Raw genomic sequence first — 25,111 nt, 5'->3', positions numbered from 1 at the left:
GGCTTCCACGCCGGGGCGTCAGGGCCACAACAGACAGGGATCACCCATGCTCCGCACCGCACGATCCACCAGCACCGTCCGCAGACTCGCGGTGACCACCGTGGCGATGGCCTCCTTCGCCACCCTCGCCCCCAGCCAGGCGCTGGCCGAGGACGCGACGGATCCGGTCACGTCCGCGTCGGCCGTGTTCAACACCGCCCGCGGCGGCAACGACCACGTCCTGTACTGGAACGGCGTGCTCCTCGACATCTTCCGCCACAAGGGCGGCACCCCCGGCCCGCTCGGCCGCGGCGGCGCGATGATGGACCTGGCGATCTACGACGCGGTCAACTCCATCAAGACGATCGGCAAGCCGTACCTGATCAAGGACACCTCGGCCGCCGGCCAGTACGGCGCGCTCAACACGGCCATCGACTACGCGGCCTACACCGCGCTGAAGAACGCCTTCCCGCACTTCCCGGTCGCCGAGCTGGACGCCCGGCTCCAGAAGGCCCTCGCGATGCCGAACTCCGGCAACTTCAACCAGCGTGAGCGGGGCCGGCTGCTGGGCATCAAGACCGCCGAGGCGATCATCGCCGCCCGCACCGGCGACGGCTCCGACGACACCACGCCGTACGTCGCCAACACCGCTCCCGGCCACTGGCAGCCCGCCGCCGGCAAGCCCGCCGGCGCGCCCAACTGGGGCAAGGTGAAGCCGTTCGCCCTGACCTCCGGCTCCCAGTTCCGGCCCGGCAACATCGGCGGCTTCAACAGCGCCGAGGAACTGCTGAAGAGCCCGGAGTACGCGGCGCAGGTCAACGAGATCAAGCGGATCGGCGGCAAGGGCTCGACCGAGCGCACCGCCGACCAGACCCAGATCGCCCACTACTGGGCCAACGACCTGGACGGCACCTACAAGCCGATCGGCCAGCAGTACGACCACACCATGGTCATCTTCCGCAAGTACCGGCCCAACGGCACCTCCCTGGAGAGCGCCAAGCTGTTCGCGCTGACCTCGGTGGCCATGGCCGACGCCGCCATCGCCGTGTGGGACTCCAAGTACCTGAGCGACTGGGACGTGTGGCGTCCGGCCGACGCCATCCGCCGCGCCGACGAGGTGCCCAACCCGGGCATCGTCGCCGACCCGACCTGGCAGCCGGAGGAGCAGGACGTCGCCGGCAACAGCTTCAGCCCGAACTTCCCGTCGTACGTCTCCGGACACACCGGCATCGGCGCCGCCTGGGCCGGCGCGGTGAAGAACTACTTCGGCACCGACAACCTGTCCTTCACCGCCGGCACCGACGACCCGCTGGCCAAGGGCGTCACCCGCTCGTTCCCGAGCATCAGCGCCGCCGCCAAGGAGAAGGCCGACAGCCGTAAGTACATCGGCGTGCACTTCGAGTGGGACAACCAGGCCGCGCTCGAGATGGGCTACAAGGTCGCCAACCACGTGTCCGCGACCATCATCAACTAGTACGGCCCGCACCGCCCGACGGGGCGCCCGCTCTCCGTGGGCGCCCCCTCGCCCCCTCCTCCCGGCGGCACGCGGCGGAGGTCAACCCGAGGCCCGGCTACGACGGTTGTGCCGGGCCACGCGGACCCGGTTGCCGCATCCCGCGGTGCACCAGGCCCGGCGGGCGTGGCTCTTGACGAAGAAGAGCACGCAGCCCGGTGCGCCGCAGGCCCGCAGCAGACCGGCGTGTCCCCCGGAGAACAGGGACACGGCCGACGCCGCCACCTCCCCGAGCGCCACGCGCAGGGGATCGGACTCCAGCCACCGCGGCACCGCCTCCCAGCCGGGGCCGGGAACCAGTTCCGGCCACTGGACGGCGAGGCGGGCCGCGGCGTTGACCGTCGCGGTGTGCTCCGGCGGCGGGGCGCCGCCGCCGACGTGCGCGGTGGCGAGCGCGCGCAGCGCCCGGCGCAGCGTCAGGAACGCGGGCAGATGTTCCGGCCCGGCCGGACGACGTTCGCCGAGAACCTCGGCGAGGGCGGGACTGAACGCCGCACGGTGGTCGTCCAGCCAGGCGTCGAGTGCGCCGGGGGCGTCGAGCGCGTCCACCAGGTGACCGCGCAGCCCGCCCCGGATGTAGGTCGTGTTGACCAGGTCCAGCGGCAAGGGCTCGCCGGTCAGCGGCAGTTGGTCGATGGCCGCCCGTCCCGGGCCCGGCTCGGTTCCGTCGTGCATCGTCCCATCCTGCAGGTCGGAAACGTTCCCCAGAAGCTAATGGGTTGCTCTACCATCTAACCGTTAACCGACTTTTGAGAGGGGCATGACGCATGTCCGAGTCCACGGTGGCCGAGCCGGCCTCCATGAAGCGGTTCACGACCGCGCTGGCCGGCAAGGCCCCGGCCCGTCCGGCGAACTCCTTCATCTCCATGGCGACCCTGGGCGGCGTGGTCGCGCTGGTCCTGCTGGTGGCCATCGGCGTACTGCTCGACCAGACCGTTCTCATCCCGCCGCTCGCCGCGAGCGCCGCCCTCGTCTTCGCCGCTCCCGCCCTGCCGCTGGCGCAGCCGCGCAGCGTGATCGGCGGCCAGCTGATCTCGGCCCTGGTGGGCTTCGTCTGCCTGGCCGTCGCCGGCAACTCCACCTGGACGGCCGCCGTCGCCGGCGGTCTGGCCATCGGCGCGATGGCGCTGGCCCGCACCCCGCACTCGCCGGCCGCCGCCACCTCGGTCATCGTCGTGGTCACCGAGCCGTCCCCGGCCGTGTTCCTGTCGCTGCTGGCCCTGGCCACCCTGGTCCTGGTCGGCGTCGGCATCCTCACCGGGCGCAGCGGCAAGACGGCCCGCTACCCGAGCTACTGGTGGTAGGGGGCGGTCATGCCAGGTCGATACGGACACCTGCTCTTCACCCCCGAGGTACAGGAACACCAGCGCCGGAACGGAAGCCGGCGCGGATACGCCGCCATGACCGAGGCTCCCCCGGCGGAGCAGCGGCTGACGGCCGCAGAGGCGGAGTTCGCCGCCACCCGGACCAGCTTCTACCTGGCCAGCACCAGCGCGTCGGGCTGGCCCTACGTCCAGCACCGCGGCGGTCCGCCCGGTTTCCTGCGGGCCCTCGACGACCGGACGCTGGCGTTCTGCGACTACCGGGGCAACCGGCAGTACATCACCGTCGGCAACCTCGACCACGACGACCGCGTGGCCCTGTTCCTGATGGACTACCCGTCGGCGACCAGGCTGAAGATCCTCGGCCGGGCGCGGACGGGAGACGTCCGGGACTGGCCCGACGAGGCCGGTCCGCCGGTGCCCGAGGGGTACCGGGCCGTTCTGGAGCGGATGGTCAGGATCGAGGTCGAGGCCTACGACTGGAACTGCCCGCAGCACATCGAGCCCCGCTTCACGCCCGCCGAACTGGAGGACGCACTGACCCCGGTGCGCCAGCGCATGGCCGAACTGGAGGCGGAGAACCGCCGCTTGAGGGCAGCCCTGGGCGAGAGCGCCGCCGAGAGGACGGAGCACGCTCCCGTCCGGTGAGGTGGGTCACACCGACTGGACCTCAATCAGGCTTGAGGTAGCAGGCTGTCGCACGTACACAGACCGCCGATCATCGACCGGATCGTTGATCACGGATCAGATCGCCTCTCGCGGATCGGATCGGTGATCACTGCTCTGATCACGGACATCTGGAGAACTGCCATGGCCACGCTGCTGCACATCGACACCTCCTTCAGCGGGGAGAACTCGCACTCCCGCGCCGTCACCGCCGCCTTCCGCAGGACCTGGGAGAGAGAACATCCGCAGGGCACGGTCGTCTACCGCGACCTCGATGCCGAACCGGTGCCCCACCTCGGGGCCGCCGCCTACTACGGCGGCCACCTCCAGTCCGCCGAGCGCAGCCCCGAGCAGCGGGAGGCCGTCGGGCTGCGGGAACGCCTGATCGAGGAGGCAGAGGCGGCCGACGCGCTGCTGATCGGGGCCCCGATGTACAACTACTCCATCCCGTCGACGCTGAAGGCCTGGATCGACCAGGTCTTCCTCGTCGGCCGCACGTCCAGGAGCGGGGCGGCGTCACTGGCCGGCAAGCCCGCCGTCGTCGTGGCCAGTCGCGGGGGCTCCTACCGCGAGGGGACCCCGCAGCACGGCAACGACTTCGTGGAGAGCTATCTGCGACACGTCCTCGGCAACGGCCTCGGGCTCGATCTCACCTTCATCCACCCGGAGTTGACGTTCGCCCCGGTCGTGCCCGCGATGGCGGAGCTGATCCCGCAGTTCGAGGCCGCCCGGGCCGAATCCCTCGCGGCAGCCGAGTTCCACGCCAAGGAGCTCGCCGTACGGCTCGCCGCCTGAGTTCTCCTGCCCGCCGCCCCGCCCGTGCCGCCCGTACACCAGCGCCGGTTAGCATGCGCTGCGCTGCCGGGGGCGGCGCGGGGATGTTTCCAACGGGGGGAGAACACTGTGTTCGTGCTGTCCATTCTGCTGCTCGTCGCGGCGGTCGTGCTCTTTTTCGTCGGCCGCTCGAGCAGCGCCGGCGGCGCCGGCGGCCGGCGGATCGGGGCGGCGCTCAGCGCCGTGGGCGGCGTGCTCGCCGGCGTCTTCGCCTGCGTGCACGTCGTGAGCGCCTACGAGGTCGGCGTGCCGGTGACGTTCGGGAAGGTCGGCTCGCCCCTGGCCTCCGGCATCCACTTCACGTCGCCGTTCACCGACGTCACGTCGTTCTCCACCCGCCCGGTGGACCTCAACCTCAACGACGACGAGGTCGTGGAGGTCCGGTCCTCGCAGGGCGGCGTGCTGTACGCCGACGTCACCATCAAGTGGGCCGTGGTGCCCGACGAGGCCGTGGCGCTGTACCGGCTGGCCGGCAGCGAGGAGGCCATCCAGGAGCGTCTCGTGCTGGCGGACAGCCGCGAGGTGATCCGGAACGTCTTCGCCCGGCACACCAGCGAGGAGGGTTACGCTTCCGCCCGCGAACGGATCGGCTCGCAGATCGAGGAACTCATCAAGGAGCGCCTCGCCCCGCGCGGCATCGACGTCACCGCCGTCAACCTGCGCAATGTGCGGCCGTCGAAGAAGCTGCAGGAGCAGATCGACAAGAAGATCCAGCAGGAGCAGGCCACCGAGCGGGCCGTCGAGGCGTCGCGCACCGCCGAGGCGCAGGCCGAGCGCAAGCGGATCGAGGCGGAGGGCATCGCCCGCGCCAACAAGATCATCGAGCAGTCGCTGAGCGAGAAGGTCCTGTACAACCAGTGCCTGGAGGCCTACAAGGAGGCCGCCAAGGCCAACCCGGTCTACGCGGTGCCGTGCGGCACGGACGCGAACGGCACGCCGGTCATCGTCGACAGCGGCAAGAACTAGCGCCCGGCGCGGGCTCCGGCCCGCGCCCGGACACCGGAACCGGTCCGGCGCCAGAACGGGGCCCGACGCCGGGAACCGGTCCGGCCCTAGGAACCGGTCCGGTCGGTCGCCCCGGTCGCCCCGGTCGCCCCGGTCGCCCCGCGGCGGCGTGCGATCGCCGTGCGCAGGGCCGTGCGCAGGTGCGGGGGCGGCGGTGGGCCCTGCGCGGCGGCGCCCGCCGTGACGGCGGCCGCGACCGTGCGGAGCTTGGTGTTGGAGACCTGGGAGGCCTCCCGAAGGATCTCCCACGCCTCCTCCGAGGTGCAGCCGTGGGCGGCCATCAGGATGCCGCGCGCCTGGTCGATCACCGGCCGGGAGACCATGGCCCGGCGCAACTGCTCGACCTCCTCGCGCAGCTCCCGCAGCTGCTCCGCCCGTTCCCGGGCCACCGCCGAGGGGACGGTGGCGCCGGCCCCCGGCGCGGCCGGCGGCCGGACCGGGCCGCGCAGCGGGTCCGCGGCGTCCAGGCCGACCAGTTCCAGCACCCGCCGGGGCTGCCCGCGCCAGCCGGTCGCCGACATCTCGGTCCCGTGCCGGCGGCCGTACTCGGCCAGCATGTCCAGGAACTCCCGGCCGGCCGTGTCCATGAAGGTCACCCCGGCCAGGTCCACCTCGACCCGGCCGACCGGGGTGGGCAGCCCGGCCAGGGCCTCGGCCAGGACGTCCGCGCAGCCGTGGGTCAGCTCCCCCCGGGCCGTGAGCACCGCCCGGTCCGGGCCGGGCGCGGCGACCTCGACAACGAGAGGGCCCGGACGCCGTACGTCCGGCCGTGTGGTGGGAGTGGGTGGCGCCGCTGAGGTCATGTCACCGCCTTCGTGGTTCCCGCCGGCCCGGGCCGGCCGTGCACAGACACATGTGTCGGACAGCGTTGTGCCGCGCCTGCCCGGTGTGGTGCGCGGTACACCCGGGCGGCGGGGAATGATGAGATGACTCGCGGGTACGAGCCCTTGCGTCCGGGACAATGGGGTGGACGACGGGATCGTGCCGGAGCCGCGGGCCGTCCGGGCCGCCCGCAGGCGACGGCGGCGGCCGGGACCGCCGCCCGCCCGATCGGGGAGGACGGGAGGAAGAGCCGTGCGGAGCCGGTCCGGCGCCACGGACCGCGGACGCGGAGCGCGTGCCGTGCCCCGCGTGCCGCACACTGTGTTCCGGACACCGGAACCTTCCGGCGCGAGGCGGCGTCGTCGTTCCGGGCCTGACCTGTCGTGATCGAGGTGGCGATGTGATGAGTGCACCAGTCGAGTCCTTCGGCTCCGGCGAGCCGGCCGGCTCCGTGCTCTCCCGCGCGTCCCGCCCCGGCGACGGCGTCTTCGCCGACCCCTTCGTGCACCCCGCGCTGTTCTACGCCGGCGAGCAGGAGTACGTCGACGGCACCGTCCCCTTCGTGCGCGACGGACTGGCGGCGGGAGAGCCCGTGGCGGTGGCCGTGCCCGGCAAGAACCTCGACCTGATCCGCGACGGACTCGGCGACGTCGCCGGAGCGGTGCGGTTCCTGGACATGCGCGAGGCCGGGCGCAACCCCGGCCGGATCATCCCGGGCGTGCTGCGCGCCTTCGCCGACGCCCAGCCGCCCGGCCGCCGGGTGCGCATCATCGGCGAGCCGATCTGGGCCGGCCGCTCGGCCGACGAGTACCCGGCCTGTGCCCAGCACGAGGCCCTGATCAACGCCGCGTTCACCGGCCGCCGGGTGACCATCCTGTGCCCGTACGACGTCCGGCGCCTGGAGGAGCGGGTGCTCACCGACGCCCGTGCCACCCACCCCACCCTGATCCGCGCGGGCCAGGAGGAGGGGAGCGCCGCCTACGACCCCGACGGCGTCGTCGGCCGCTACAACGAACCGCTGCCCGCCGTGCCCGACGCCCTGGCGTTCCCCTTCGACGCGACGACCCTGCCCCTGGCCCGGCACACCGCCACCGGCGAGGCCGCCCGGTTCGGTCTTGAGGGCACCCGGCTGGAGGACCTGGCGCTGGCCGCGGCCGAGCTGACCACCAACAGCGTGGTGCACGGCGGCGGTTCCGGTGTGCTGCGGGTGTGGTCCGAGGGCGGGTACGTGGTGTGCGACGTACGCGACCGGGGGCGGCTGTCCGACCCGCTGGCCGGCCGCCGCCCCGCCGACCGCGACCAGCGCGGCGGGCGCGGCCTGCTGCTGGTCAACCTGGTCGCCGACCTGGTGCGGATCCACGCCGGCGAGGACGGTACGACGATCCGCTGCTGGTTCGCCCTGTCCGGCTGAGCGGCGCGCCCGGCCCCGGCGGGCAGGTTCGGGAAGCGGGGCTCGGGAAGCCGGGATCAGGAACCCGGGCGCGGGAAACGGCGCTCAGGAACCCAGCGGATCCAGCGAGATCGGCTCGATCCTGCCCTCCAGCATCGTGCCGAGCCCCTGCACCGCGCACACGTCGGGGCGTTCCGCGATGTGCACCGGCATCCCGGTCGCCTGCCGCAGCATCTGGTCGAAGCCGGGCAGCAGAGCGCTGCCCCCCACCATCATGATCCCCCGGTCGCCGAGGTCGGCCACCAGGTCCGGCGGGCAGGCCCGCAGCACCTTGCCGATGCCGTCGAGCACGGCCGTCAGCGGCGTCTGGATGGCGTCGCGCACCGCGGCCGTGTCCACTTGCACACTGCGCGCCAGCCCCGTCGCCACGTCCCGGCCGTGGATCTCGGTGGACGCCGGCCCGTGCGAGGTCAGCCCGTTGCCGGACAGCGCCAGCTGCAGGGGCCGCACCGACTGGCTGGGCAGCATCAGCTCGTGCGCGTGCCGCAGGTGCAGCACGATCGCGTTGTCCACCGCTTCCCCGCCCACCGGAATCCGCTCGGCGGCGACGATCGACCCCAGGGACAGCACCGCGACCTGCGTGGCCGCCGCCCCGCACACCAGCACCATCGTCGCCTCGGGCTGTTCCACCGGCAGCCCGCAGCCGACGGCGCCGGCGATCAGCGTGTCGACCAGCTCCACCCGGCGTGCGCCGAGCCCGACCAGCGTCTCGACGGTGGCGCGCCGGGCGAGCGGGCCCGCGTCGTGCGGGATGCAGGCCGCCGCGCGCAGCCGGGGCTTGCGGCGCAGCGCACGGCGGATCTTGTCGCCGAGCAGATGACGCAGCATCCGCTGGGCCATCTCGATGTCCACGACCGTGCCGCCGGACACCGGCCGGACCACGCGGATGTAGTCGGGGGTCCGGCCGGTCATCTGCTCCGCGAACTCGCCCACCGCGATCAGCGCGCCGGTGCGGGTGTTCACGGCGGCGGCGGACGGCTGGTCCACGACGAGCCCGGCGCCCTTGACGTACACCCGCGTGCGCGCGGCCCCCAGGTCGACGGCGAAATGGCAGCGGCGCAGCTGCTCCAGACTGGCGGTCATGGGTCCTCCCGAGGCACGGACGGGGCACGGTGCGTGGGACCGCCGGGCGGCGGGCCTCCCTCGCATCGTGCGCCGCGCGCGGCGGGGGACGCCTTCTGGAGGGGGCCGGGCGGGGTGCCGCCGAACGGGGGGTCCTGGCGCGCGGCCGTCCGCCTACCCCCTGTCGTGCACGGCCCCCAGCAGCGGCTCCAGCGTGGCCACCGTGATCTCGCAGCCCGCCGCGCGCAGTTGGTCCTCGACGGTGCGGGTGCGGGCGTACCCGACGAAGGGCAGCCCGGCCTGCTGCGCGGCGGTCAGCTCGGCGACGGACGAGCCGATGAGCAGGCCCTCCTCGCGCGGGCCCAGGGCGCGCCGCAGGCAGTCGGGGTGCGGCATGAGCCGGCTCAGGTCGGTGCCCCGGCCGTGCACACCCGCCAGGGGCAGGTCGAAGGGGGCGAGGCAGCGGTCCACGGCGTGTGAGCTGACGTCCGTGACGATCCGGACGGCGCGGCCGGACTGCGACAGGGCGCGGACGAGGGCGCGGGACCTGTGGGTGGCGGGCGCGTCGGGGACGGCCCGCAGTTCCAGCTCCTCCAGCCGGTGCGCCAGCAGCGGCCCGATCCGGTCGTGCGCGAACGTGCGGAGCACGTCGAGCGGATGCGGGAACGCCTCCGTGCCGAGGGCCCGGGTCGACAGGCGGCCCGCGAAGGCGTCCTCGGGGTCGCGGTGCTCGGCGACCAGCGCGAGCAGATCCAGCGTGGCCTCCCGCGCCGTCTGCGCCGAGTACAGGCGGACGACCGGGCCGTCGAAGCCCAGCAGCACGGTCTCGGTGCGGGCCAGCAGCCCGGGCAGCGACCGCGCCGACGCCGCCGCGACCGGTGGCCCGGGCGGTGGCGCGCTCTCGGGGGCCAGTCGCACCGAGCACGACACCGACAGCCCCGGCACCGGCCAGCGGCGCAGCGCGTCGTGGAGCGCCCGCTGCGCGCCGCCCGCCCGGCGCACCGGATGGCGGCGGGTGACGCGGGGCGCGGTGTCCAGCAGGTGTTCCAGCAGCCGCTCCGACACCCGTGCCGTGTCCCCGCGCACGAACGCCACCGGGTCGTCGACGTGCCAGGTCAGATCCACCGCGGCGGCGAAGGTGCCCCGGCCCGAACTGGGCAGCGCCACCTGGTGGAAGGACTGCTGCGGGGTGAGGTCGACCTCGTAGTAGGTGGCCGGACGCGGCGGTCCGCCACCGTACGGCAGGGCGGGGTCGAGCAGGGTGAGGAGGCCGTCGGGGCCGGTGTGCACGATCGCCGTGCGGCCGGGCACCGGGATGCCGAGCCGGCGCAGGTCGTCCGTGACGAAGGGGCCGCGCACCAGGTCGCGTTCCTCCGGCTCGGGCGCCGCCTCGGACGGCGGGCAGTACCAGGCGATCGGCGGCGAATTCGCGGGGCCGGAGTGCAGCGGGTGGAAGCGCTGCGGGCCGAGCGCCGCCGAGCTGCCGGCGAACTCCTCGTAGAGGGACGGCGGTACGACGACCTGAAGACCGGCGTCGGCCCGCTCCTGCAGGTCGGTGACCTCCGCCGGCAGGGCGCCCGGCTGCCAGAACGTCACCCGCAGGCGCGGTGCGTCCGTCAGCTCCGGGAGCACGCGCAGCACGGCGACCAGCACCGGGAGCAGGTAGGCGTCGGGCCGGGTGTGCACGGCGTAGCCGTTGGCCCGCACCCGCACCTCGTACTGATGCGGGCCGAGCGCGCCGCGATCGAGGACCTCGTGCACGGCGACCTCCAGGCCGATGCGGGCCTCGGGGCGGCCGCCGAGGTCGTCGGTCTCGAAGAGGATCACGGCCCCGTCGCCCCGGTCCTCGGCGGCCGCCCGCGTCTCCAGCTCGCGGCGCAGCTCCCGCAGCCGGACGCGGGCGGCACGGGCGGCGGGGCCGGGGACCGCGTCGAGCGGGTCGCCGCGGAAGAGGCCGAGAGCTTCCCGGACCCGGGCATGGCCGGGCTCGCCGGAGAGGAGTTCCTCGCAGTGGCGGACGTCGACGTAGGCGTCGGGGGCGTGGAGGGCGTAGCCGTCGGGGAGGGCGACGACGGCACTGGGACGGAGGTTCGTGCGCAGCTCGGCGACGAGGCGGGCGAGGCGGTCGACGGCCGCCTGCCTGCCCACCGGCTCGTCCCAGAGTCCTTCGGCCAGTTCGGTGAGGCCGACGCGCCGGCCGTGGGCGAGGACCAGCATGCACAGCAGTGCCTCGGCCTGCGGGGAGAGCCATGTGACGACCCGCTCCCCGGCGGCGACCGTCAACGGGCCGAGCAGTGCGAAGCCCTGGGCGGCGGAGCGGTCGTCGGCGGTCGTGGGGACGTCGGCGGCGCACCGTGCGGCCTCGTGCGGATCGCCGTCGGCGATGCGCTCCTTGAGCTGCCGGTGCTCGGGCGGGAAGGATACGAGGCGCGCCAGCTCGCGCAGCATCCCGGCCAGTTCGGCCAGGTCGGACCGCGTGCTCCAGCCGTCGGCCTCCGTGCCCAGCGCGAACCGGCTGATCATCACGGTGCCGTCGGGACGCAGCAGCAGGCCCCGCGTGCCCGGCTGCCCCCGCACCAGGCCGTGCGCGTGCAGGGCGTCCAGGCCCGCCACGGTCTGGCGCACCAGCCGGGCGAACACCCGGAAGGACAGTTCCTCGATCCCGCCGTCGACCAGTTCCGCCAGCGTCAGCCCGTCCGTGAACTCGGCCACGAGGTAGGGCGTCGCCCCCTCCACCCCGAAGTCCCGCAGATGGGCCACGTGCGGACTCGCCACGTCGGCCAGCGCCCGCGCGTCCCGCAGGAACCGCTCGTCGGGCGCGGTCTGCTCCGGATACAGGTGCACGGCCACCCGCTCGCCGGTGCGCTCGTCCACCGCGTCCCACAGCCGCATCCCGCCTCCCCGGCGCCGGACCAGCCGGTACCGGCCGCCGACCGGGCGTTCCGGCGTGTCCCCGCCCAGCCGCCGTACCGTCTCCTCCCGCACCGCGGCGAACGCGGCGCCCGCGTCCCGGCCGCCGGCCGTCTGCGCGCGGAACTCCCCGGCCGCCAGCCCCGCCCGCGCGTCGATCAGGCCGCCGACCCGGGTGAGCAGGTCGCGGGTGCCGTCGCGCGCCGTGCGGGGCAGGGTGCGCAGCAGCAACTCCCGCACCCCCGGACGGAACGCGTACGAACCGGGCGGTCCCGGCACGGCCGTGAGCATGCCGCTGAGAATGACCTCGGCGAGGTGCTGCGGGCGCGGATCGCGGTCCACGGCCCGCTGGACCAGCCGCATCACCGGCACGGACGGGACCGCCAGCGCCAGGTGCCCGGCGAGGCGGAAGGCCTCGGGGGAGGCGGTCGCGCGAAAGCGCAGGACCAGGTCCTCCGGCGCGGAGGCGGCGAGGTCCGGGACCGGTTCGGCGGGCGCGACGGGAGAGGGCGGCAGCCAGGCCACCGCGCCGGGTGTGCGCCGGCCGCCAGGGGCGGCGATCAGCGCGGCCCAGTTCGCCAGCCAGACCGGGCCGGGCTCCAGGACGGGCAGCGGCACGGCGCCCGGCGGCGGCGCCGGGGCGTCGGGGTCGTACGGGGTGAAGGCGAGCGCGGCGGCGGGGGCGGCCGTGGCGGGGGCGGTGAGGGTGCCGGGCCCGGCGGGCAGGGCGGTGGTCTCCCACAGGCGTTCGGGGAGCGGCTGGACCACGGCGAGCGGCATGTGGCGCGCCCAGCGGCGCAGGGAGCGGTACCAGCGGTCGCCGGCGGGGCCGGGCCGCCATTGCGGGCCCATGCAGTCGCTGACGACGAGGGTGACCGTGCGGCCGTCGTCGGAGTCCGGCACATGGCGGGCCCGGCCGTCGGGTCCGGCCGGGTGCAGGGTGATGGTGCGGAAGACGCCGGACTGGGCGAGCGCGGTGTGCAGTTCACGGACCAGGGGTCGCCAGACCGGCATGGTGGGCCCCGTGTCGTGGACGAGGTTCAGGCGCAGCCAGCGGTCGGGCGCGGGGCGCAGCACGGGCAGCCAGACGTCGGGGTGCGCGCCGAGCCGGGCGATCCGGTCGGCGGTCGCGTGCTCGTCCAGCACCGTGGCGCGGGGCGCGGCCACCCGGCGCTTCAGCGGGCGCAGGGCGCGCTGGAGCGCCAGCGGGTGCGGGAGCATCGCGGGGGCGGGCGCGAGGAGCGGCGCACCGCCGCCGTCCGCACCGGGGGCGGGGGGCCGGGGGGAGGGGAGGTGCAGGGTGACGCGGGTGTCGGGGGAGGAGTGGGCGGGGTCGGGCCGCGGCGGCGGCGCCGGAGGGGCGGGAGGCGCGGGCGGACGCGGCGTCGTGGGCGCGGGGGGCGCCGGGGGCGCGGCGGCGGGACTCGCCGGCCGCTGCGTGCCGGCCGCTTCCGCGGCCGGTGCGCCCAGCAGCCGCGCCAGCCAGACCAGTTCGGCCAGCTCCCGTGGCGTGGGCACGGCCTCCGGGGAGCCGTCCGCCCCGGCCGCCGCGGCGAGGGCCGCCCGGAGGCGGGCCAGCGGCGCGGACGCGTCAGAAGCCATCGCCGTCCGCCGCCGGCGAGAGGTACGGCATCAGCTGCTCGGCCAGCTCGTCCACCGAACCGGCGTCCAGGCCGGCGATGCCGGTGAGGTAGATGGCGTTCAGCAACTGGTCCGTGGCCAGTTCGCCGCCGCCCGCGCGCTCGAGGAAACCGGTGATCAGGGACAGCGCGCGGTCGTCGGGGTCGCCGAGGTGGGCGCGGACGATCTCGGTGAGCTGCTCCCGGCCGGGTCGGCGCAGCTTCAGCCGGACGCAACGGCGCAGGAAGGCCGGCGGGAACTCGCGCTCCCCGTTGCTGGTCAGGACGACGAACGGGAAGGCGCGGCAGCGCACCCGGCCCCGCTCCACCGGCACGCGTTCGTCGGTGCCGTCCACCAGCACCGTCGCCCTCGGGGTGTGGCGGGCGGCGCGGACCAGTTCCGGGATCTCGTACTGGCCCTCCTCCAGGACGTTGAGCAGGTCGTTGGGCAGGTCGAGGTCGCTCTTGTCGATCTCGTCGACGAGCAGCACGCGCGGCCGGGTGTAGGGCAGCAGGGCGGTGCCGAGGGGGCCGAGGCGCAGATGGTCCTCGACGCCGGCTTCGGGGGTCCCGGGGCCGGGGGCGCCGGGCGGGGAGGAGACGGTCCGCCCAGGGCCCATCGTCTGCCGGGCGGCGTAGAGACGGGACAGCGGGTCGTACTGGTAGAGGCCGTCGGCGAGGGTGCTGCGGCTGGTGATGTTCCAGCGCAGCACCGGACCCAGCCGCAGCTCGCGGGCCACCGCGTACGCCAGCGACGACTTGCCGGTGCCGGGCGGGCCGGTGACCAGCAGCGGGCGGCGCAGACACAGGGCGGCGTTGACGAGCCGCACGCTCTCCGGGGTGGGCACGTAGGTCTTCGCGCGGTGCACCCGGTCCGGGGACACGGCGGCCTCGTCGGCGGTGTCGAGCGGCGGGGCGAGCGGGGGTCCGCCGTCGAAGGCGCGCCACGGCGGCGGGTCGGGCAGCTCGGCGATGCCGTCGTGCGGCTCGCCGCCGCCGGTGTACACGGACCAGTGGGGCATGGGGAGTCTTTCTGTCGCTCTGCCGGTCTGTCGCTCTGTCGTCGCTGTGGCGTCCCGTCGGTCTGTCGCTCCGTCGCTCCGTCGCTCCGTGGGTTCGGCGGTCAGGCGACCGGCGAGCGGGCGTGGCCGGGGGCGGCGGCGTGCGCGTCGGTGAAGGGGCGCGGGTCGTCCCACAGCAGCTGGATGTCGCGCGCCCAGTGGCCCTCCTCCGTGTCGGCCTCCTCCCGCAGCTCCAGGAGGTGACGGGGCAGTTCGGCGGGCGGCACGACCCGTGCCCAGGCGTCCAGCCGGTCCAGGAACGCCTTTCCCGCGCAGCGCTCCGCGCCCGTGCAGTCGGCCCCGCCGTCCCCGGCGCCGCAGCCCGCGCGCGACCACACCATGACCGGCGCGGGCGCGGTGAGCGAGGTGTCGAAGTGCGGCCGGGTGAGGGCCGCCGCCGGCGCGGTGGCGAACCCGGCGAGTCCCGCGTCGGCCTGCCGCAGCCGCCGCCGGAGCCGGCCGGGGTCCTCCAGCCCGCCGCACTCCACCCGGTGCAGCGGTGCCGAGGGCCGGGAGTCGAGCCGCTTCCAGGCGCGGGTCAGCACATGCCGGGTGCTGGCCTTGCGCCGGGCGTGGTCGGTGACGACGAGCGGGTAGAGACAGCCGAGCGGGGTGTCGTCGTCGGGCGCGCTCGCCCAGCGGTCGACCGGCCAGTCCAGCCAGTCGCGGGGCAGCGAGAACGCGATCAGTTCGTCCGCGCCGGGCGTCAGATAGCGGAACGCGGTCTCGATCCGCTCCTGCACCCAGGCGCGCAGCCGGCCCAGGGGCACGGTGTCCGAGTCGACCGGGTGCCGGCGTCCGCCGCTGAACGCCGACACCTCGGCGCGCACCAGTCCGTCGCCCGCGCCGCTGTGCGCGAGTTCGACGAGGATCGGCGACCAGTCGGGGGCGGCAGCGGCGGCCGGTTCGGCGGCGGGCGGGCGCAGCAGGCCCGCCACCAGGTCGGCGAAGCGGTTCACCGTGGCCACGGCGCCGGGCCCGTCGAGTTCGCACAGCACGAACAGGGCCGCCGACCACAGCGAGTCGAACCCCTCCGGCGGGGGCGGCGGGTCGAACGGGCCGGCCGCCGCCGTGTACAGCCCCACCGGGGAGCACTCGACGCCCGCCCGCGCCGCCCGCTCGACCAGCTCGCGCAGCCGCGCCCGGTCGGCGGCCCGGTGGTCCGGCGCCGGGACCAGGCTCCGGAGGTCGGGCCAGTACCGCGCCATGACGTGCGTCGGCATCATCCGCCCGTTGCGCACGTCCCGTGCCGAGGCCGCCGCCGTGACCATGCCGACGACCTCGCCGGTGTCGACCAGCCGGACGGCGGCGCCGCTGAAACCGGGGGCGAGCGGCTGGCCGCCGGGCTGCCACGCCTCCAGCTGGAGCCACTCCTGGCTGATCAACTGGGGTGCGGTGACCCGGTATTCGGCCAGCGTGCCCTCGTCGAATCCGGCCGGGAAGCCGTACACCACGAGCTTGCGCGGGGCCGGGCCGTAGGCCGCGTCGGCGGGGGCCAGCGCGGCGGGCGCGATCGGCACCGGCCGCTCCAGCTCCAGTACGGCGAGGTCGCCCGCGTCGACCGGGCCGCCGCCCCAGCCGCCGTGGGCGACGACACGGGCCGCGACGGGCGGGAATCCGGGCCGCTCGGTGAAGGTCACCGTGAGCGGGGGCGCCGTACCGCCGCCGTCCTGGACGACATGGGCGCAGGTCAGCACCTTGTCCGGGGTCACCAGGAAGCCCGCTCCGGTCACCCTGCCCGCGCAGGCGATCCGGGCGTGCCACTCCGCGCTGATCATGAGGCGGGGCCGGCCTCCGGCGCACCCGGCGACCAGGTCAGCCTGACGACCAGATGGCCCTCGGCGGCGCCCTTGGCGATGATCGCGCCCGTCTCGGCGGACAGCTTCACGCCGAACTCGATCTCCACGCCGTCCGGCCGGAGCGAGCCGTCGCGGAAGACGCGCAGCGCGGACTCGGCCGCCGCCCGCACCCCGTCGAGCGCGTTCTCGAACGTGCGCGTCGCCTGCACCGCGCCGTCGCCCCGCGCGACCAGCCGGGAGCCGGACGCGCGGTCCTCGGCCGCCTCCACCGCGACCACCGTGCCGTCGGAGGTTCTGAACTCCACCAACCCGTCCATGACACGCCCCCGTTGCCGCACCCGCACTCGCGTTTCTCCGAGCATCCCATTGTTACGGAAGGTGCGCGGGGTTGTCGCGTGCCACTTCGGCCGTCGTGATCAGTGGCCGTCCGGCGGTTCGCACCAGTCGCCGTGGACGACCCCCAGTCGTGCCAAGTCCTGTGGCCTGAGCAGGAGTTGATCGGCCGTCAGTCGCACCTGCTCCTGTCCCGGGCCCCGCTTGAGAATCGCCGCGGCCGACTCCGGGGCGATGACCGAAAAGTAACTGTCGGGAGTTGCCCAGGCGTTGCCGGGCGCGGCCAGTGCGAGGGCGCCGCCGGAACCGCCCTCGCCGATCACCAGCGTCGTGACGGGCGTGCGGGCGGCGGCCACCGCGGCGAACAGGTCGGCGATGGCCGCGCCGGCGCCCTGCCGTTCCGCCTCGGCGTCGTTGGCGGCGCCGGGCGTGTCGACCAGGGTCAGCACCGGGACGCCGAGCCGGTCGGCGAGCCGGATCAGCCGGGCGGCGGTGCGGTAGCCGGCGGGGCGGGTGGCGGCGCCGGTCTGCGCGGCGAAGGCGATCGCGCGGCCCTCGTGCTCGCCGAAGCCGCACAGCACGCCCTCCGTGTCGACGCCGCCGCAGCGGTCGCCGGAGAGGCTGACGCGGTGCGTGAAGTAGGCGTCCAGATAGGCGCCGGCGCGCGGCCGTCGCGGGTCGCGGGCGCGGCGTACGGCGTCCCAGCCGTCGGCCGGCAGGTCGGTGGCGCCGAGCGGGCGGGGCGGCGGGGCCGGGGCGGCGGAGGGGGCGGTGAGCAGGCGCAGCCAGCGGCCGAGGGCGGCGCGCAGTTCGCCGGGGGGTACGACGGCGTCGGCGGCGCCCGCGGCGACCTGCGCCTCGGCCGTGTACGCCGCCGGGTCGGCGTCGGCGGGCCGGACGCGGGAGCCGGCGAAGCCGACCTGGGCGCCGGGCAGGGCGAGGATCACGTCGGCGCCCGCGCCGAGGGTGGCCCAGCCGCCGCCGGTGGTGGGGTCGCGCACCACCGCGATCTGCGGCAGGCCCGCCTCGCGGGTGAGCACGGACTGGCGTGCCACGCGCTGGAGCTGGCTCAGGGCGAGCATGCCCTCCTGCATCCGGCTGCCGCCGGTGGCGATCAGCGGCACGACGGGCAGGCGGTGCCGCCGGGCGTGCTCGTGGGCGGCCTCCAGCCGGTCGCCGGTGCGCTCGCCGAGCGAGCCGCCGAGGAAGCCGAACTCGAAGGCGACGAGCACGGCGCCGACGCCCTCGACCCGGCCGACGCCGCAGACGACGGACTCCTCCTCGCCGGTGCGGGCGGCGGCGCGGGCGCGGGCGTCGTCGTAGCCCGGCCAGCCGAGCGGTCCGTCGGGCGGGCCCGCGCGGGGCGGGACGGGCAGCGGGCGGAAGTCGTCGGTGACCAGGGCGACGGCCTCGCGGGCGGTGAGCCGGTCAGGCACGGCCCAGCGCCCGCTTCACGATCTTGCCCATGTCGTTGCGGGGCAGGGCGTCGAGGTGGCGCACGACCCGGGGCCGCTTGTGCGGGGCGAGCCGCTGCGCCACATGGTCCGCCAGCTCCGCCGAACCGACCGGGTCCCGCGGGTCGGCGGGCACGACCCAGGCGACGATCCGCTCCCCGAGGTCGGGGTCGGGCTCCCCGGTGACGGCGGCCTCCCGGACGCCGGGGTGTTCGAGCAGCGCGTTCTCGATCTCGCCGGCGCCGATCTTGTACCCGCCGCTCTTGATCAGGTCGGTGGCCCTGCGCCCGACGATGCGCACGTACCCGTCCGGATCCCGCACCGCCATGTCGCCGGTGCGGAACCAGCCGTCGGCGGTGAAGGCGGCGGCGGTGGCGTCGGGCCGGTTGAGGTACTCGGTGAACAGGTTGTCCCCGCGCACCTGGATCTCCCCGACGCTCTCCCCGTCGTATGCCGTCAGCGGCGTCCCGTCGTCGTCCACGAGCCGCAGCTCCACGCCCGGCAGCGGCACCCCGACGGTTCCCGGCCGGGCCTCCCCGTCGGCGCGGACGCTGGTGTTCATCAGCGTCTCGGTCATGCCGTACCGCTCGACGACGCGCCGTCCCGTCGCCGCGGCGATGCGCTCGTGGTCGTGCACGGGCAGCGCGGCGGACCCGGAGACGAGCAGCCGCGCCCCGCGCAGCGCCTCGGCCAGCGCGGCGTCGCCGGGCAGCGCCTCCGCGATCCGGTGGTACATCGTCGGCACCCCGAACAGCATGGTCGCCCCGGAGCCGAGTTCACGCGCCACGCCCTCGGGGCTGAACCGCCCCAGGTGCCGCAGCGACCCGCCCCGCCGCAGCGGCCCGAGCACGCCGAGCACCAGCCCGTGCACATGGAACAGCGGCAGCCCGTGCACCAGCACGTCGTCGCCGGTCCACTGCCAGGCGTCGGCGAGCGCGTCCAGCGTGACGGCGACGGCCCGCCGGGGCACCACGGCGCCCTTGGGCGGCCCGGTGGTCCCGGACGTGTAGACGACGAGGGCGGGATCCTCGCCCCCGGCGCTCTCCCCGGGCAGCTCCGCCGACGCCCCCGCCTCCACGTCCACCCGCTCCACGCCCGCCAGCGCCCCGGGCAGCACGTCCCCGGGCGCGGCGAGCACGAGCCCCGGCGCGCTGTCGCCGACGATGTGCCCCAGCTCCTTCTCCCCGGACCGCGGATTGAGCGGCACCGCGGCGACCCCGGCGACCAGCGCGCCCACCACCGCGACCGCCGTCTCCAGCGACGGCGTCGCCCACACGGCCACCCGCCCCGCCCCCCGCACCCGCCCGGCCACGGCGCCGGCGGCCCCGGCCAGTTGCCCGTACGTCAGCTGCCGCTCGCCGAACCGGAGAGCGGGACGCGCACCGGCCGCACCGTCGGCGAGCAGGGGGAAGAGGGAGGACATGCGGCGCACTCCTAGCACGAGGGACACGCGGGACCGGGGCCCCGAGCGGACGGACGTGGTGACCGTCCGGACGGCCACCACGACCGTTCCTACCCCACGCGCCCCGCAAACGCCCGCGCCCGTCTCACTCCGCCGCCATGACGTCCGCCACGACACGGCTCACGCCGTCCGGCGCGCCCGCCCGCAGCGCCGCGCCGGTCGGCGCCCGCACGGCCCGCGCCGGATCGCCCGGGGCGGCCGGCAACCGGCGGACCTCCGCCTCCGCGGCACCGCGGACAGACCGTCGGAGCAGAGCAGGTGGCGATCGCCGGGACGGGCGCCGCGGAGGCGCAGGTCGGGGACGGCGGGGCCGTCGCCCGTGAGGGCCTTCAGCAGCAGCGCCCGCTGAGGACGGACCACTGCCTCCTCCGGCGTCAGCCGGCCTTCTGCGGTCGCGGAAGCGGTTGTTAGCCTGCCCGTCGGTTTCGCGCCCGCCGTCGCACAGGGAGTCCGCCGTGTCCCGTATAGCCCTCGTCACCTGCCGCCCCGGCCCCGAGGTCTCGGTCGACCGGGATCTGCCCGGGCTGCGGGACGCCCTGGCCTGCGCCGGGGCCGACGCCGTCGTCGTCGCCTGGGACGATCCGCGGGTGCGGTGGAACGAGTTCGACCTCGCGCTGATCCGGTCCACCTGGGACTACAGCTGGCGGGCCGCCGAGTTCCTCGCGTGGGCTCAGGAGTGCGGGAAGGCGACCCGGCTGGCCAACCCGGCGGACGTGGTGCGGTGGAACGCCGACAAGCGCTACCTCGGGGACCTCGCCGCCGCCGGGGTGCCCACCGTGCCGACGCGCTACCTCGGCCCGGGCGACCCGGCCGACCTGCCCGGCGACCGGGAGTACGTGGTCAAGCCCGCCTCCGGGGCCGGGGCGCGGTTCGCCGCCCGGTACACGCCCGGCGAGCGGGAAGCGGCCGTACGGCATCTGGCGCGGATGCACGCCGAAGGGCTCACGGCGATGGTCCAGCCGTATGTGCGCGGCATCGACGCGCGCGGCGAGCGGGCCCTGCAGTTCTTCGGCGGGCGGCTCCTGCACGCCAGCCGCAAGGCGGCCGTGCTCGCGCCGGGGACGCCGTACGACGAGAAGAAGGTCGCGCATCCCGGGCTGGAGGCGTGGACGCCGACCGAGGCCGAACTCGCCGTGGCCGAAAGGGCGCTGGCCGCCGTGCCGGGCGACCCCGAGCTGCTCTACGCGCGCGTCGACCTGGTCGACGGGGAGGACGGCGGGCCGCTGGTGATGGAGCTGGAGCTGGTCGAGCCGAACCTCTTCCTCTTCCTGCACCCCGGGTCGACGGCACGGGTCGTGGAGGCGGTGCTGGCGGCGGCCGGCTGAACGCCGCCGGCGTCGGGCGCCGGGCCCGGCGAGCACTCCCGCCGAAGCCCTTGCGGCGGGTCAGCCGTCGACCGCGGTCCGTTGCAGCAGCCCCCACGTGAACTCCGCGACCACCCGCCGCCCTACGCCGCCTGCGTCGGGCGCCGTGAAGGCGAGGCCCCACCGGGTCGGCGCGGTGCCCTCCAGGGGGCGGGCCGGGGCGAAGGCGCGGGCGGCCTCGTCCACCGTGCACGACCAGGGGGTGAGGTCCTCCAGGGCGCGCAGGGCGGGGGAGGGGGCGCCCGGCGCGCGGACCAGCCACTCGTTCCACACCGCGCCGTTCGGGGCGAGCAGCACCTCGAAGCGCAGGTCGGGCCACAGGGGCAGGGGCCACAGCCAGGCCTCGCAGTCCAGGTCGCCGATGCGGCGGGCGGCCGTCGACTCGGGCGGGCCGAGGACCGAGCGGTAGCGGCCCGCGGCGGACCGGGACCGCGGCGAGCGCACCATCGCCTGCCACCGCTTGTTGGCCTCCCGCATCCGCGCGAGCGGGACGCCCAGCTCACGGCGGGCGTCCTCCACCAGGCCGGGGTTGTGATCGGCCATGCGGCGCAGCAGGACGAGCTGGAAATCGAGGGGCGACATGCCCCCATCGTCGTCCATCCGCCGCCCGGCACACCGTCATCCGCAGGAGACGAAAGCGGCCAGGGCGAGCCGGGGCGGCGAGCGGGCTGCGGGCCCCTGTCCAGCGCCGGTGAGGCGGCCGGCCCTCCGCCCCGGTCCGCAACCCCCGGGTTCACGCCACTTTTCGCGACCCGGACCCACGGCACCTCACGTTGGCAGCCGCCGCCCCCCGGGAGGGCAGCGGAGCCTGCCGGATTCCCCGCGGCTGAATCGCCCTCCGGCTCTCCGGAGCCGGCCGTGCCTCCGGCCTGTCGCGTCCAGCGTCGCCCGAGCAGTTCGACCGCCTCGTCTGCCTGTACGGTCATGGCCTGTCCGGAACGTGCCGGCAGAGCCGTTGCCCGCACGGCCATTGCCCGCACAAAGTGTCCGTGAGTAGCCTGTGTTCGTTATTCCGATCGTCTGTTGAAATATCGAACGAGAAGGGGGCCGGTTGTGGGACGACTCGTACCTGCCGTGACCCGGGCTCTCGACATTCTGGAGCTCTTCCTCGACGGGGACGGCACACTTTCCGCCCCCGACATCGTGCGCCGGCTCCAGCTGCCCCGCACCACCGTGCACGAGCTGGTCACCACGCTCGCCGCCCGGTCGTACATCGTCCAGGTTCCCGGTCAGCCAGGACGGTACCGGCTCGGAGTGCGTCCGTACCAGCTCGGCGCCCGGTACGCCGAGCAGCTCGACCTCGCCGCCGAGGGCCAGCAGGTCGCCCGGTCCGTCGCCGAGACCTGCGACGAGACGGTGCACGTCGCCATCCTCGAAGGGACGGACGTCATCTACATCGCCAAGGTCGACTCCACGCACGCCGTGCGCATGGTCTCCGCGGCCGGCCGCCGGCTGCCCGCGCACTGCACGTCCGTCGGCAAGATGCTGCTCGCCTCGCTGCCCGAGCGGGAGCTGACCGCGCGTGTCCCCGACGACGCCGAGCTGGCCGCGATGACGCCGAACAGCATCACCGACCCGGCCGCCCTGCGCGAGGCGCTCGCCGAGATCCGGCAGCGGGGCATCGCCGTCGAGAGCCGCGAGTCCAACCCCGACGTCAGCTGCGTGGCCGCCCCGGTCCGCGACCGCACCGGCCAGGTCGTCGCCGCGCTGTCCATCTCCGTGCCCATGATCCGCTGGAGCGATGAGCGCCGCGTCGAGCTGGAGCAGCTCGCGGCCAAGGGCGCGGCGGAGCTGTCGGAGCGCCTCGGCCACCGGAGCCCCGCATGAGCGCGTACGGGTACGAGGTGGCGGTGCGCGCCGAGGCGCAGCTGGGCGAGGGCCCGACGTGGGACGCGGCGACGGGCCGCCTGCTGTGGATCGACATCCTGAACGGCCGGATCCACACCTTCGACCCGGCGACGGGACACCGTACGGTCCGTACGGCCCACCAGCACATCGGCGCGGTCAAGCCGCGCGCGGGCGGCGGCCTGGTCCTCAACCTCCGCGACGGCGTGGCCCTGCTCGATCCCGACGGCACGCTGCGCTGGCTGCACCACGAGCCCGTGCCCGGCCGCCGCGGCAACGACGCCGCCGTGGCCCCCGACGGCTCGCTGTGGGCCGGCACCATGCGCTACGACGAGGCCCCGGGCGGCGGCACGCTGGCCCGCTTCACGGGCGACGGCTCGGCGCACACCGTCCTCGACGACGTCACGGTGAGCAACGGCACCGGCTGGAGCCCCGACGGCCGGCTGATGTACTACATCGACACGCCGACCCGCCGCATCGACGTCTTCGACCACGCGGAGGGCCGGGTCACCGGCCGCCGCCCGTTGGCCGCGATCGAGGAGGGCGCCGGCTACCCGGACGGCCTCACGGTCGACGCCGACGGCTGCGTGTGGGTGGCCCTGTGGGACGGGGCGGCGGTACGGCGCTACACGCCGGACGGCGCCCTGGACCGCGTCATCCCGTTGCCGGTGCCCCGGGTGACGGCGTGCGCCTTCGGCGGGCCCGACCTGACGGACCTGTACATCACGACGGCCCGCGTGGGCCTCACGTCCCCCCACCCCGTGGCGGGCTCGCTCCTGGTCGTCCGGGGCGCGGGCAAGGGGGCGCCGCAGCCGGCGTTCAGGGGCTGAGGGCGCCCGGGGCGGGCGCGGCGCCGGACATGCCGTGCGGCGGCGCTCCCGGGGCCGCGGGTCCGGTTGCCGTGCCCGCGGTCGGCAGGGGCGGGGCGTCGCGGCGGACGGGGTGACGGCAACCCGTCCGTCCGCCCAGTCCCCCGCCGTCCCCGCCGCCGCGGGCCTGCGGTGCCGGTGGCCCGGCCCGCGGCAGGGCGGTGGGGATCCCAGGGAGCGGCCCGGGCCCGGCGTGACGGCGAAGGTCCGGACGCCGGGTTCCCTGCGGGCATGCGCGTCGCGGCGCGCGCAGGCGTGCGCGGGCCGGGGCCGACATCGAGGCCGTAGGCGGCCGGCGGCCGGGGCCCGCACACCGGCCGGGCCCCGGCCGGCGGCCCTCACACCCCCGTGACGTCCAGTTCCGTCAGCAGTTTGCGTTCCTCCGCGGTCAGCGGCGGGTGGGTCGCCGCCGGGAGGGGGGAGCCGGTGATCACGGACAGGAGGGCCGCGGGGTGGAGCAGGCGGGCCGGGCCCGTGCGGAGGCTGGTGAGGTCCCACAGGGCCGCGGCGGCCGGGTGGGAGCCGGTCGCGGCCTTCGTCAGCCGGCGGGAGTACGCCGACGCCAGATGGTCGGCGACCCCCGGCCGCCCGCCGCGCACCCCGGGGTACAGCACGTCCTGGCCGACCGCCAGCGCCCACGCCGTCTCCACCGGGCGGGCCGCCGCCCGCTGCGCCCGGCGGGACAGTCCGGCGGCGTCCGGGCCGGCGCGCCGCAGCTCGCGGGCGAGCGCCCGCGCCCCCAGCGCCGCCACCGACATGCCCTGCCCGTACGCCGGGTTGAACGTCGCCAGCGCGTCGCCCAGCACCACCAGGCCCTCCGGCCAGCGTCGCGCCTTCTCCAGATAGCGCCGGACGTTGCTCGTGCTCCGGCTGACGTACACGTCCGTGAGCGGCTCGGCGCCCGAGATCAGCCGGCCCACGATCGGGTCCCGCAGCCCGAGGGCGAACCCGAGGAAGCCCTCCGGGTCGGCCGGCGGCTCCCCGCCGCGCGTGCCGGCCAGGCTCACCATCCAGCGGCCGTCCTCGATGGGCAGCACCATCGCGCTCCGCCCCGGCCGGGACGCGTACGGGTCGGGCTGCACCATCGTCAGCGGAAACCTTTCCGCCCCCGGCGGAACGCGGTAGATCCGGGTCGCGTTCACGAGCCCCGAGTCGACCGTCCGCTCCCGCAACCCGGACACCCCCAGGTCTTCCAGCCACGTCGTGATCCGGGAGCCGCGCCCGCTGCCGTCCACGACGAGATCGGCGGCGAGTTCGCTTTCGCCGGCCGGGCCCGAGACCCGTACGCCGCGCACCCGCCCCGCGTCGCCCAGCAGGCCCACCGCGCCGGCCCGGCGGACCTCCACCCCGGTCCGGTCCGCGACGGCGGAGCGCACCACCCAGTCCAGCAGCCCCCGGGTGCAGGTGATCATGGCCGGCGCCGGACGCCGCCACCGCCGGTGCCACCCGTCGGGCGACAGCGCCAGCATCCCCGTCGCCAGGGAGACCTCGTGCGCGCCCGCGGCCAGCAGCCGGCCCCGGATGTCCAGCCCCGGCGCCAGGTCGTCCATGGCGGCCACCCCGCCCGCCATCAGCAGGTGCGCGTGCCGACCCTGCGGCAGCCCCTTGCGCGGCCCGGGCCCGTCCGGCAACTCGTCCCGGTCCAGCACGATCACCTCGTCCACGGTCGCGGACAGGGCAGCCGCGGCCAGCATCCCGGCCACCCCGGCACCGATGACGACAGCTCTGCGCGACATGCAACT

Annotated in this window: 20 protein-coding genes; 9 read left to right on the top strand and 11 right to left on the bottom strand. The window is 75.6% G+C overall.

Annotated features, from left to right (window positions below; genetic code table 11):
• The first annotated feature begins 46 nt into the window (after positions 1 to 46).
• A complete protein-coding gene (locus tag ABZY13_RS05960; RefSeq protein ID WP_356627645.1) occupies positions 47 to 1,453 on the top strand; it encodes a vanadium-dependent haloperoxidase in 1,407 nt (468 codons plus the stop codon).
• A gap of 81 nt (positions 1,454 to 1,534) precedes the next feature.
• Here the strand turns inward: ABZY13_RS05960 and ABZY13_RS05955 are convergent, their stop codons facing one another.
• Entirely contained in the window at positions 1,535 to 2,167 is a 633-nt protein-coding gene (locus ABZY13_RS05955; RefSeq protein WP_356627644.1) for an ABATE domain-containing protein, read from the bottom strand.
• A gap of 191 nt (positions 2,168 to 2,358) precedes the next feature.
• On the opposite strand from ABZY13_RS05955, the gene ABZY13_RS05950 reads away from it, so the two are divergent.
• The 4 genes from ABZY13_RS05950 (at position 2,359) to ABZY13_RS05935 (ending at position 5,280) form a co-directional block, all read left to right on the top strand.
• A complete protein-coding gene (locus tag ABZY13_RS05950; protein WP_356627763.1) occupies positions 2,359 to 2,796 on the top strand; it encodes an HPP family protein in 438 nt (145 codons plus the stop codon).
• A gap of 96 nt (positions 2,797 to 2,892) precedes the next feature.
• Complete coding sequence (locus ABZY13_RS05945; protein WP_356627643.1) at positions 2,893 to 3,462, top strand: pyridoxamine 5'-phosphate oxidase family protein; 570 nt, start codon at positions 2,893 to 2,895, stop codon at positions 3,460 to 3,462.
• Positions 3,463 to 3,624: 162 nt separating this feature from the next.
• Positions 3,625 to 4,275, top strand: a complete 651-nt coding sequence (locus tag ABZY13_RS05940; RefSeq protein ID WP_356627642.1) for an NAD(P)H-dependent oxidoreductase — start codon at positions 3,625 to 3,627, stop codon at positions 4,273 to 4,275.
• A 114-nt stretch (positions 4,276 to 4,389) separates the two neighbouring features.
• Complete coding sequence (locus ABZY13_RS05935; protein WP_356627641.1) at positions 4,390 to 5,280, top strand: prohibitin family protein; 891 nt, start codon at positions 4,390 to 4,392, stop codon at positions 5,278 to 5,280.
• An 86-nt stretch (positions 5,281 to 5,366) separates the two neighbouring features.
• Here ABZY13_RS05935 and ABZY13_RS05930 read toward each other — a convergent pair whose 3' ends face one another.
• Positions 5,367 to 6,122 carry an ANTAR domain-containing protein gene (locus ABZY13_RS05930; protein WP_356627640.1) on the bottom strand — a complete coding sequence of 252 codons (756 nt, stop codon included), beginning with the start codon at positions 6,120 to 6,122 and terminating at the stop codon, positions 5,367 to 5,369.
• A 422-nt stretch (positions 6,123 to 6,544) separates the two neighbouring features.
• On the opposite strand from ABZY13_RS05930, the gene ABZY13_RS05925 reads away from it, so the two are divergent.
• Entirely contained in the window at positions 6,545 to 7,552 is a 1,008-nt protein-coding gene (locus tag ABZY13_RS05925; RefSeq protein WP_356627639.1) for a sensor histidine kinase, read from the top strand.
• A gap of 84 nt (positions 7,553 to 7,636) precedes the next feature.
• Here the strand turns inward: ABZY13_RS05925 and ABZY13_RS05920 are convergent, their stop codons facing one another.
• From ABZY13_RS05920 to ABZY13_RS05890, 7 genes are all read right to left on the bottom strand, one after another.
• Positions 7,637 to 8,674 (bottom strand): rod shape-determining protein, encoded by a 1,038-nt coding sequence (locus ABZY13_RS05920; RefSeq protein WP_356627638.1) that lies wholly within the window; start codon positions 8,672 to 8,674, stop codon positions 7,637 to 7,639.
• A gap of 153 nt (positions 8,675 to 8,827) precedes the next feature.
• Complete coding sequence (locus ABZY13_RS05915; protein ID WP_356627637.1) at positions 8,828 to 13,165, bottom strand: SAV_2336 N-terminal domain-related protein; 4,338 nt, start codon at positions 13,163 to 13,165, stop codon at positions 8,828 to 8,830.
• Positions 13,155 to 14,204 carry a MoxR family ATPase gene (locus tag ABZY13_RS05910; protein ID WP_356627636.1) on the bottom strand — a complete coding sequence of 350 codons (1,050 nt, stop codon included), beginning with the start codon at positions 14,202 to 14,204 and terminating at the stop codon, positions 13,155 to 13,157. Before ABZY13_RS05910 ends, ABZY13_RS05915 begins: the two co-directional genes overlap by 11 nt.
• 101 nt (positions 14,205 to 14,305) lie before the next feature.
• A complete protein-coding gene (locus ABZY13_RS05905) occupies positions 14,306 to 16,021 on the bottom strand; it encodes a trypsin-like peptidase domain-containing protein (protein WP_356627635.1) in 1,716 nt (571 codons plus the stop codon).
• Complete coding sequence (locus ABZY13_RS05900) at positions 16,018 to 16,359, bottom strand: CU044_2847 family protein (protein ID WP_356627634.1); 342 nt, start codon at positions 16,357 to 16,359, stop codon at positions 16,018 to 16,020. The genes ABZY13_RS05905 and ABZY13_RS05900 overlap by 4 nt, the downstream gene beginning before the upstream one ends.
• 99 nt (positions 16,360 to 16,458) lie before the next feature.
• The gene (locus ABZY13_RS05895) at positions 16,459 to 17,811 is read right to left on the bottom strand and encodes a carboxyl transferase domain-containing protein (RefSeq protein ID WP_356627633.1); all 1,353 of its coding nucleotides are present in this window, start codon (positions 17,809 to 17,811) and stop codon (positions 16,459 to 16,461) included.
• Entirely contained in the window at positions 17,804 to 19,252 is a 1,449-nt protein-coding gene (locus tag ABZY13_RS05890) for an acyl-CoA synthetase (RefSeq protein WP_356627632.1), read from the bottom strand. Before ABZY13_RS05890 ends, ABZY13_RS05895 begins: the two co-directional genes overlap by 8 nt.
• 494 nt (positions 19,253 to 19,746) lie before the next feature.
• On the opposite strand from ABZY13_RS05890, the gene ABZY13_RS05885 reads away from it, so the two are divergent.
• Complete coding sequence (locus ABZY13_RS05885; RefSeq protein ID WP_356627631.1) at positions 19,747 to 20,616, top strand: hypothetical protein; 870 nt, start codon at positions 19,747 to 19,749, stop codon at positions 20,614 to 20,616.
• A gap of 60 nt (positions 20,617 to 20,676) precedes the next feature.
• On the opposite strand, the gene ABZY13_RS05880 is transcribed toward ABZY13_RS05885, so the two are convergent.
• Positions 20,677 to 21,237, bottom strand: a complete 561-nt coding sequence (locus tag ABZY13_RS05880) for a hypothetical protein (protein WP_356627630.1) — start codon at positions 21,235 to 21,237, stop codon at positions 20,677 to 20,679.
• Positions 21,238 to 21,708: 471 nt separating this feature from the next.
• On the opposite strand from ABZY13_RS05880, the gene ABZY13_RS05875 reads away from it, so the two are divergent.
• Positions 21,709 to 22,482: an IclR family transcriptional regulator gene (locus tag ABZY13_RS05875; protein WP_356627629.1), complete on the top strand. Its 774-nt coding sequence runs from the start codon at positions 21,709 to 21,711 to the stop codon at positions 22,480 to 22,482.
• Positions 22,479 to 23,330 carry an SMP-30/gluconolactonase/LRE family protein gene (locus ABZY13_RS05870; protein ID WP_356627628.1) on the top strand — a complete coding sequence of 284 codons (852 nt, stop codon included), beginning with the start codon at positions 22,479 to 22,481 and terminating at the stop codon, positions 23,328 to 23,330. The genes ABZY13_RS05875 and ABZY13_RS05870 overlap by 4 nt, the downstream gene beginning before the upstream one ends.
• A 377-nt stretch (positions 23,331 to 23,707) precedes the next feature.
• Here ABZY13_RS05870 and ABZY13_RS05865 read toward each other — a convergent pair whose 3' ends face one another.
• Positions 23,708 to 25,105: a pyridine nucleotide-disulfide oxidoreductase gene (locus ABZY13_RS05865; protein ID WP_356627627.1), complete on the bottom strand. Its 1,398-nt coding sequence runs from the start codon at positions 25,103 to 25,105 to the stop codon at positions 23,708 to 23,710.
• Positions 25,106 to 25,111: the final 6 nt, after the last annotated feature.

The sequence above is a fragment of the Streptomyces sp. NPDC006610 genome, from assembly GCF_040611575.1.
Taxonomy (GTDB): Bacteria; Actinomycetota; Actinomycetes; order Streptomycetales; family Streptomycetaceae; genus Streptomyces.
This window is presented reverse-complemented; position numbering and strand designations above follow the sequence as displayed.

Excerpts from the sequence above, each read along its gene's own strand:
- ABZY13_RS05960 (WP_356627645.1), top strand. The coding sequence starts at position 47 with ATGCTCCGCACCGCACGATCCACCAGCACCGTCCGCAGACTCGCGGTG.
- ABZY13_RS05955 (WP_356627644.1), bottom strand. The coding sequence starts at position 2,167 with ATGCACGACGGAACCGAGCCGGGCCCGGGACGGGCGGCCATCGACCAA.
- ABZY13_RS05950 (WP_356627763.1), top strand. The coding sequence starts at position 2,359 with ATGGCGACCCTGGGCGGCGTGGTCGCGCTGGTCCTGCTGGTGGCCATC.
- ABZY13_RS05945 (WP_356627643.1), top strand. The coding sequence starts at position 2,893 with ATGACCGAGGCTCCCCCGGCGGAGCAGCGGCTGACGGCCGCAGAGGCG.
- ABZY13_RS05940 (WP_356627642.1), top strand. The coding sequence starts at position 3,625 with ATGGCCACGCTGCTGCACATCGACACCTCCTTCAGCGGGGAGAACTCG.
- ABZY13_RS05930 (WP_356627640.1), bottom strand. The coding sequence starts at position 6,122 with ATGACCTCAGCGGCGCCACCCACTCCCACCACACGGCCGGACGTACGG.
- ABZY13_RS05925 (WP_356627639.1), top strand. The coding sequence starts at position 6,545 with ATGAGTGCACCAGTCGAGTCCTTCGGCTCCGGCGAGCCGGCCGGCTCC.
- ABZY13_RS05920 (WP_356627638.1), bottom strand. The coding sequence starts at position 8,674 with ATGACCGCCAGTCTGGAGCAGCTGCGCCGCTGCCATTTCGCCGTCGAC.
- ABZY13_RS05915 (WP_356627637.1), bottom strand. The coding sequence starts at position 13,165 with ATGGCTTCTGACGCGTCCGCGCCGCTGGCCCGCCTCCGGGCGGCCCTC.
- ABZY13_RS05910 (WP_356627636.1), bottom strand. The coding sequence starts at position 14,204 with ATGCCCCACTGGTCCGTGTACACCGGCGGCGGCGAGCCGCACGACGGC.
- ABZY13_RS05905 (WP_356627635.1), bottom strand. The coding sequence starts at position 16,021 with ATGATCAGCGCGGAGTGGCACGCCCGGATCGCCTGCGCGGGCAGGGTG.
- ABZY13_RS05900 (WP_356627634.1), bottom strand. The coding sequence starts at position 16,359 with ATGGACGGGTTGGTGGAGTTCAGAACCTCCGACGGCACGGTGGTCGCG.
- ABZY13_RS05890 (WP_356627632.1), bottom strand. The coding sequence starts at position 19,252 with ATGTCCTCCCTCTTCCCCCTGCTCGCCGACGGTGCGGCCGGTGCGCGT.
- ABZY13_RS05880 (WP_356627630.1), bottom strand. The coding sequence starts at position 21,237 with ATGTCGCCCCTCGATTTCCAGCTCGTCCTGCTGCGCCGCATGGCCGAT.
- ABZY13_RS05870 (WP_356627628.1), top strand. The coding sequence starts at position 22,479 with ATGAGCGCGTACGGGTACGAGGTGGCGGTGCGCGCCGAGGCGCAGCTG.
- ABZY13_RS05865 (WP_356627627.1), bottom strand. The coding sequence starts at position 25,105 with ATGTCGCGCAGAGCTGTCGTCATCGGTGCCGGGGTGGCCGGGATGCTG.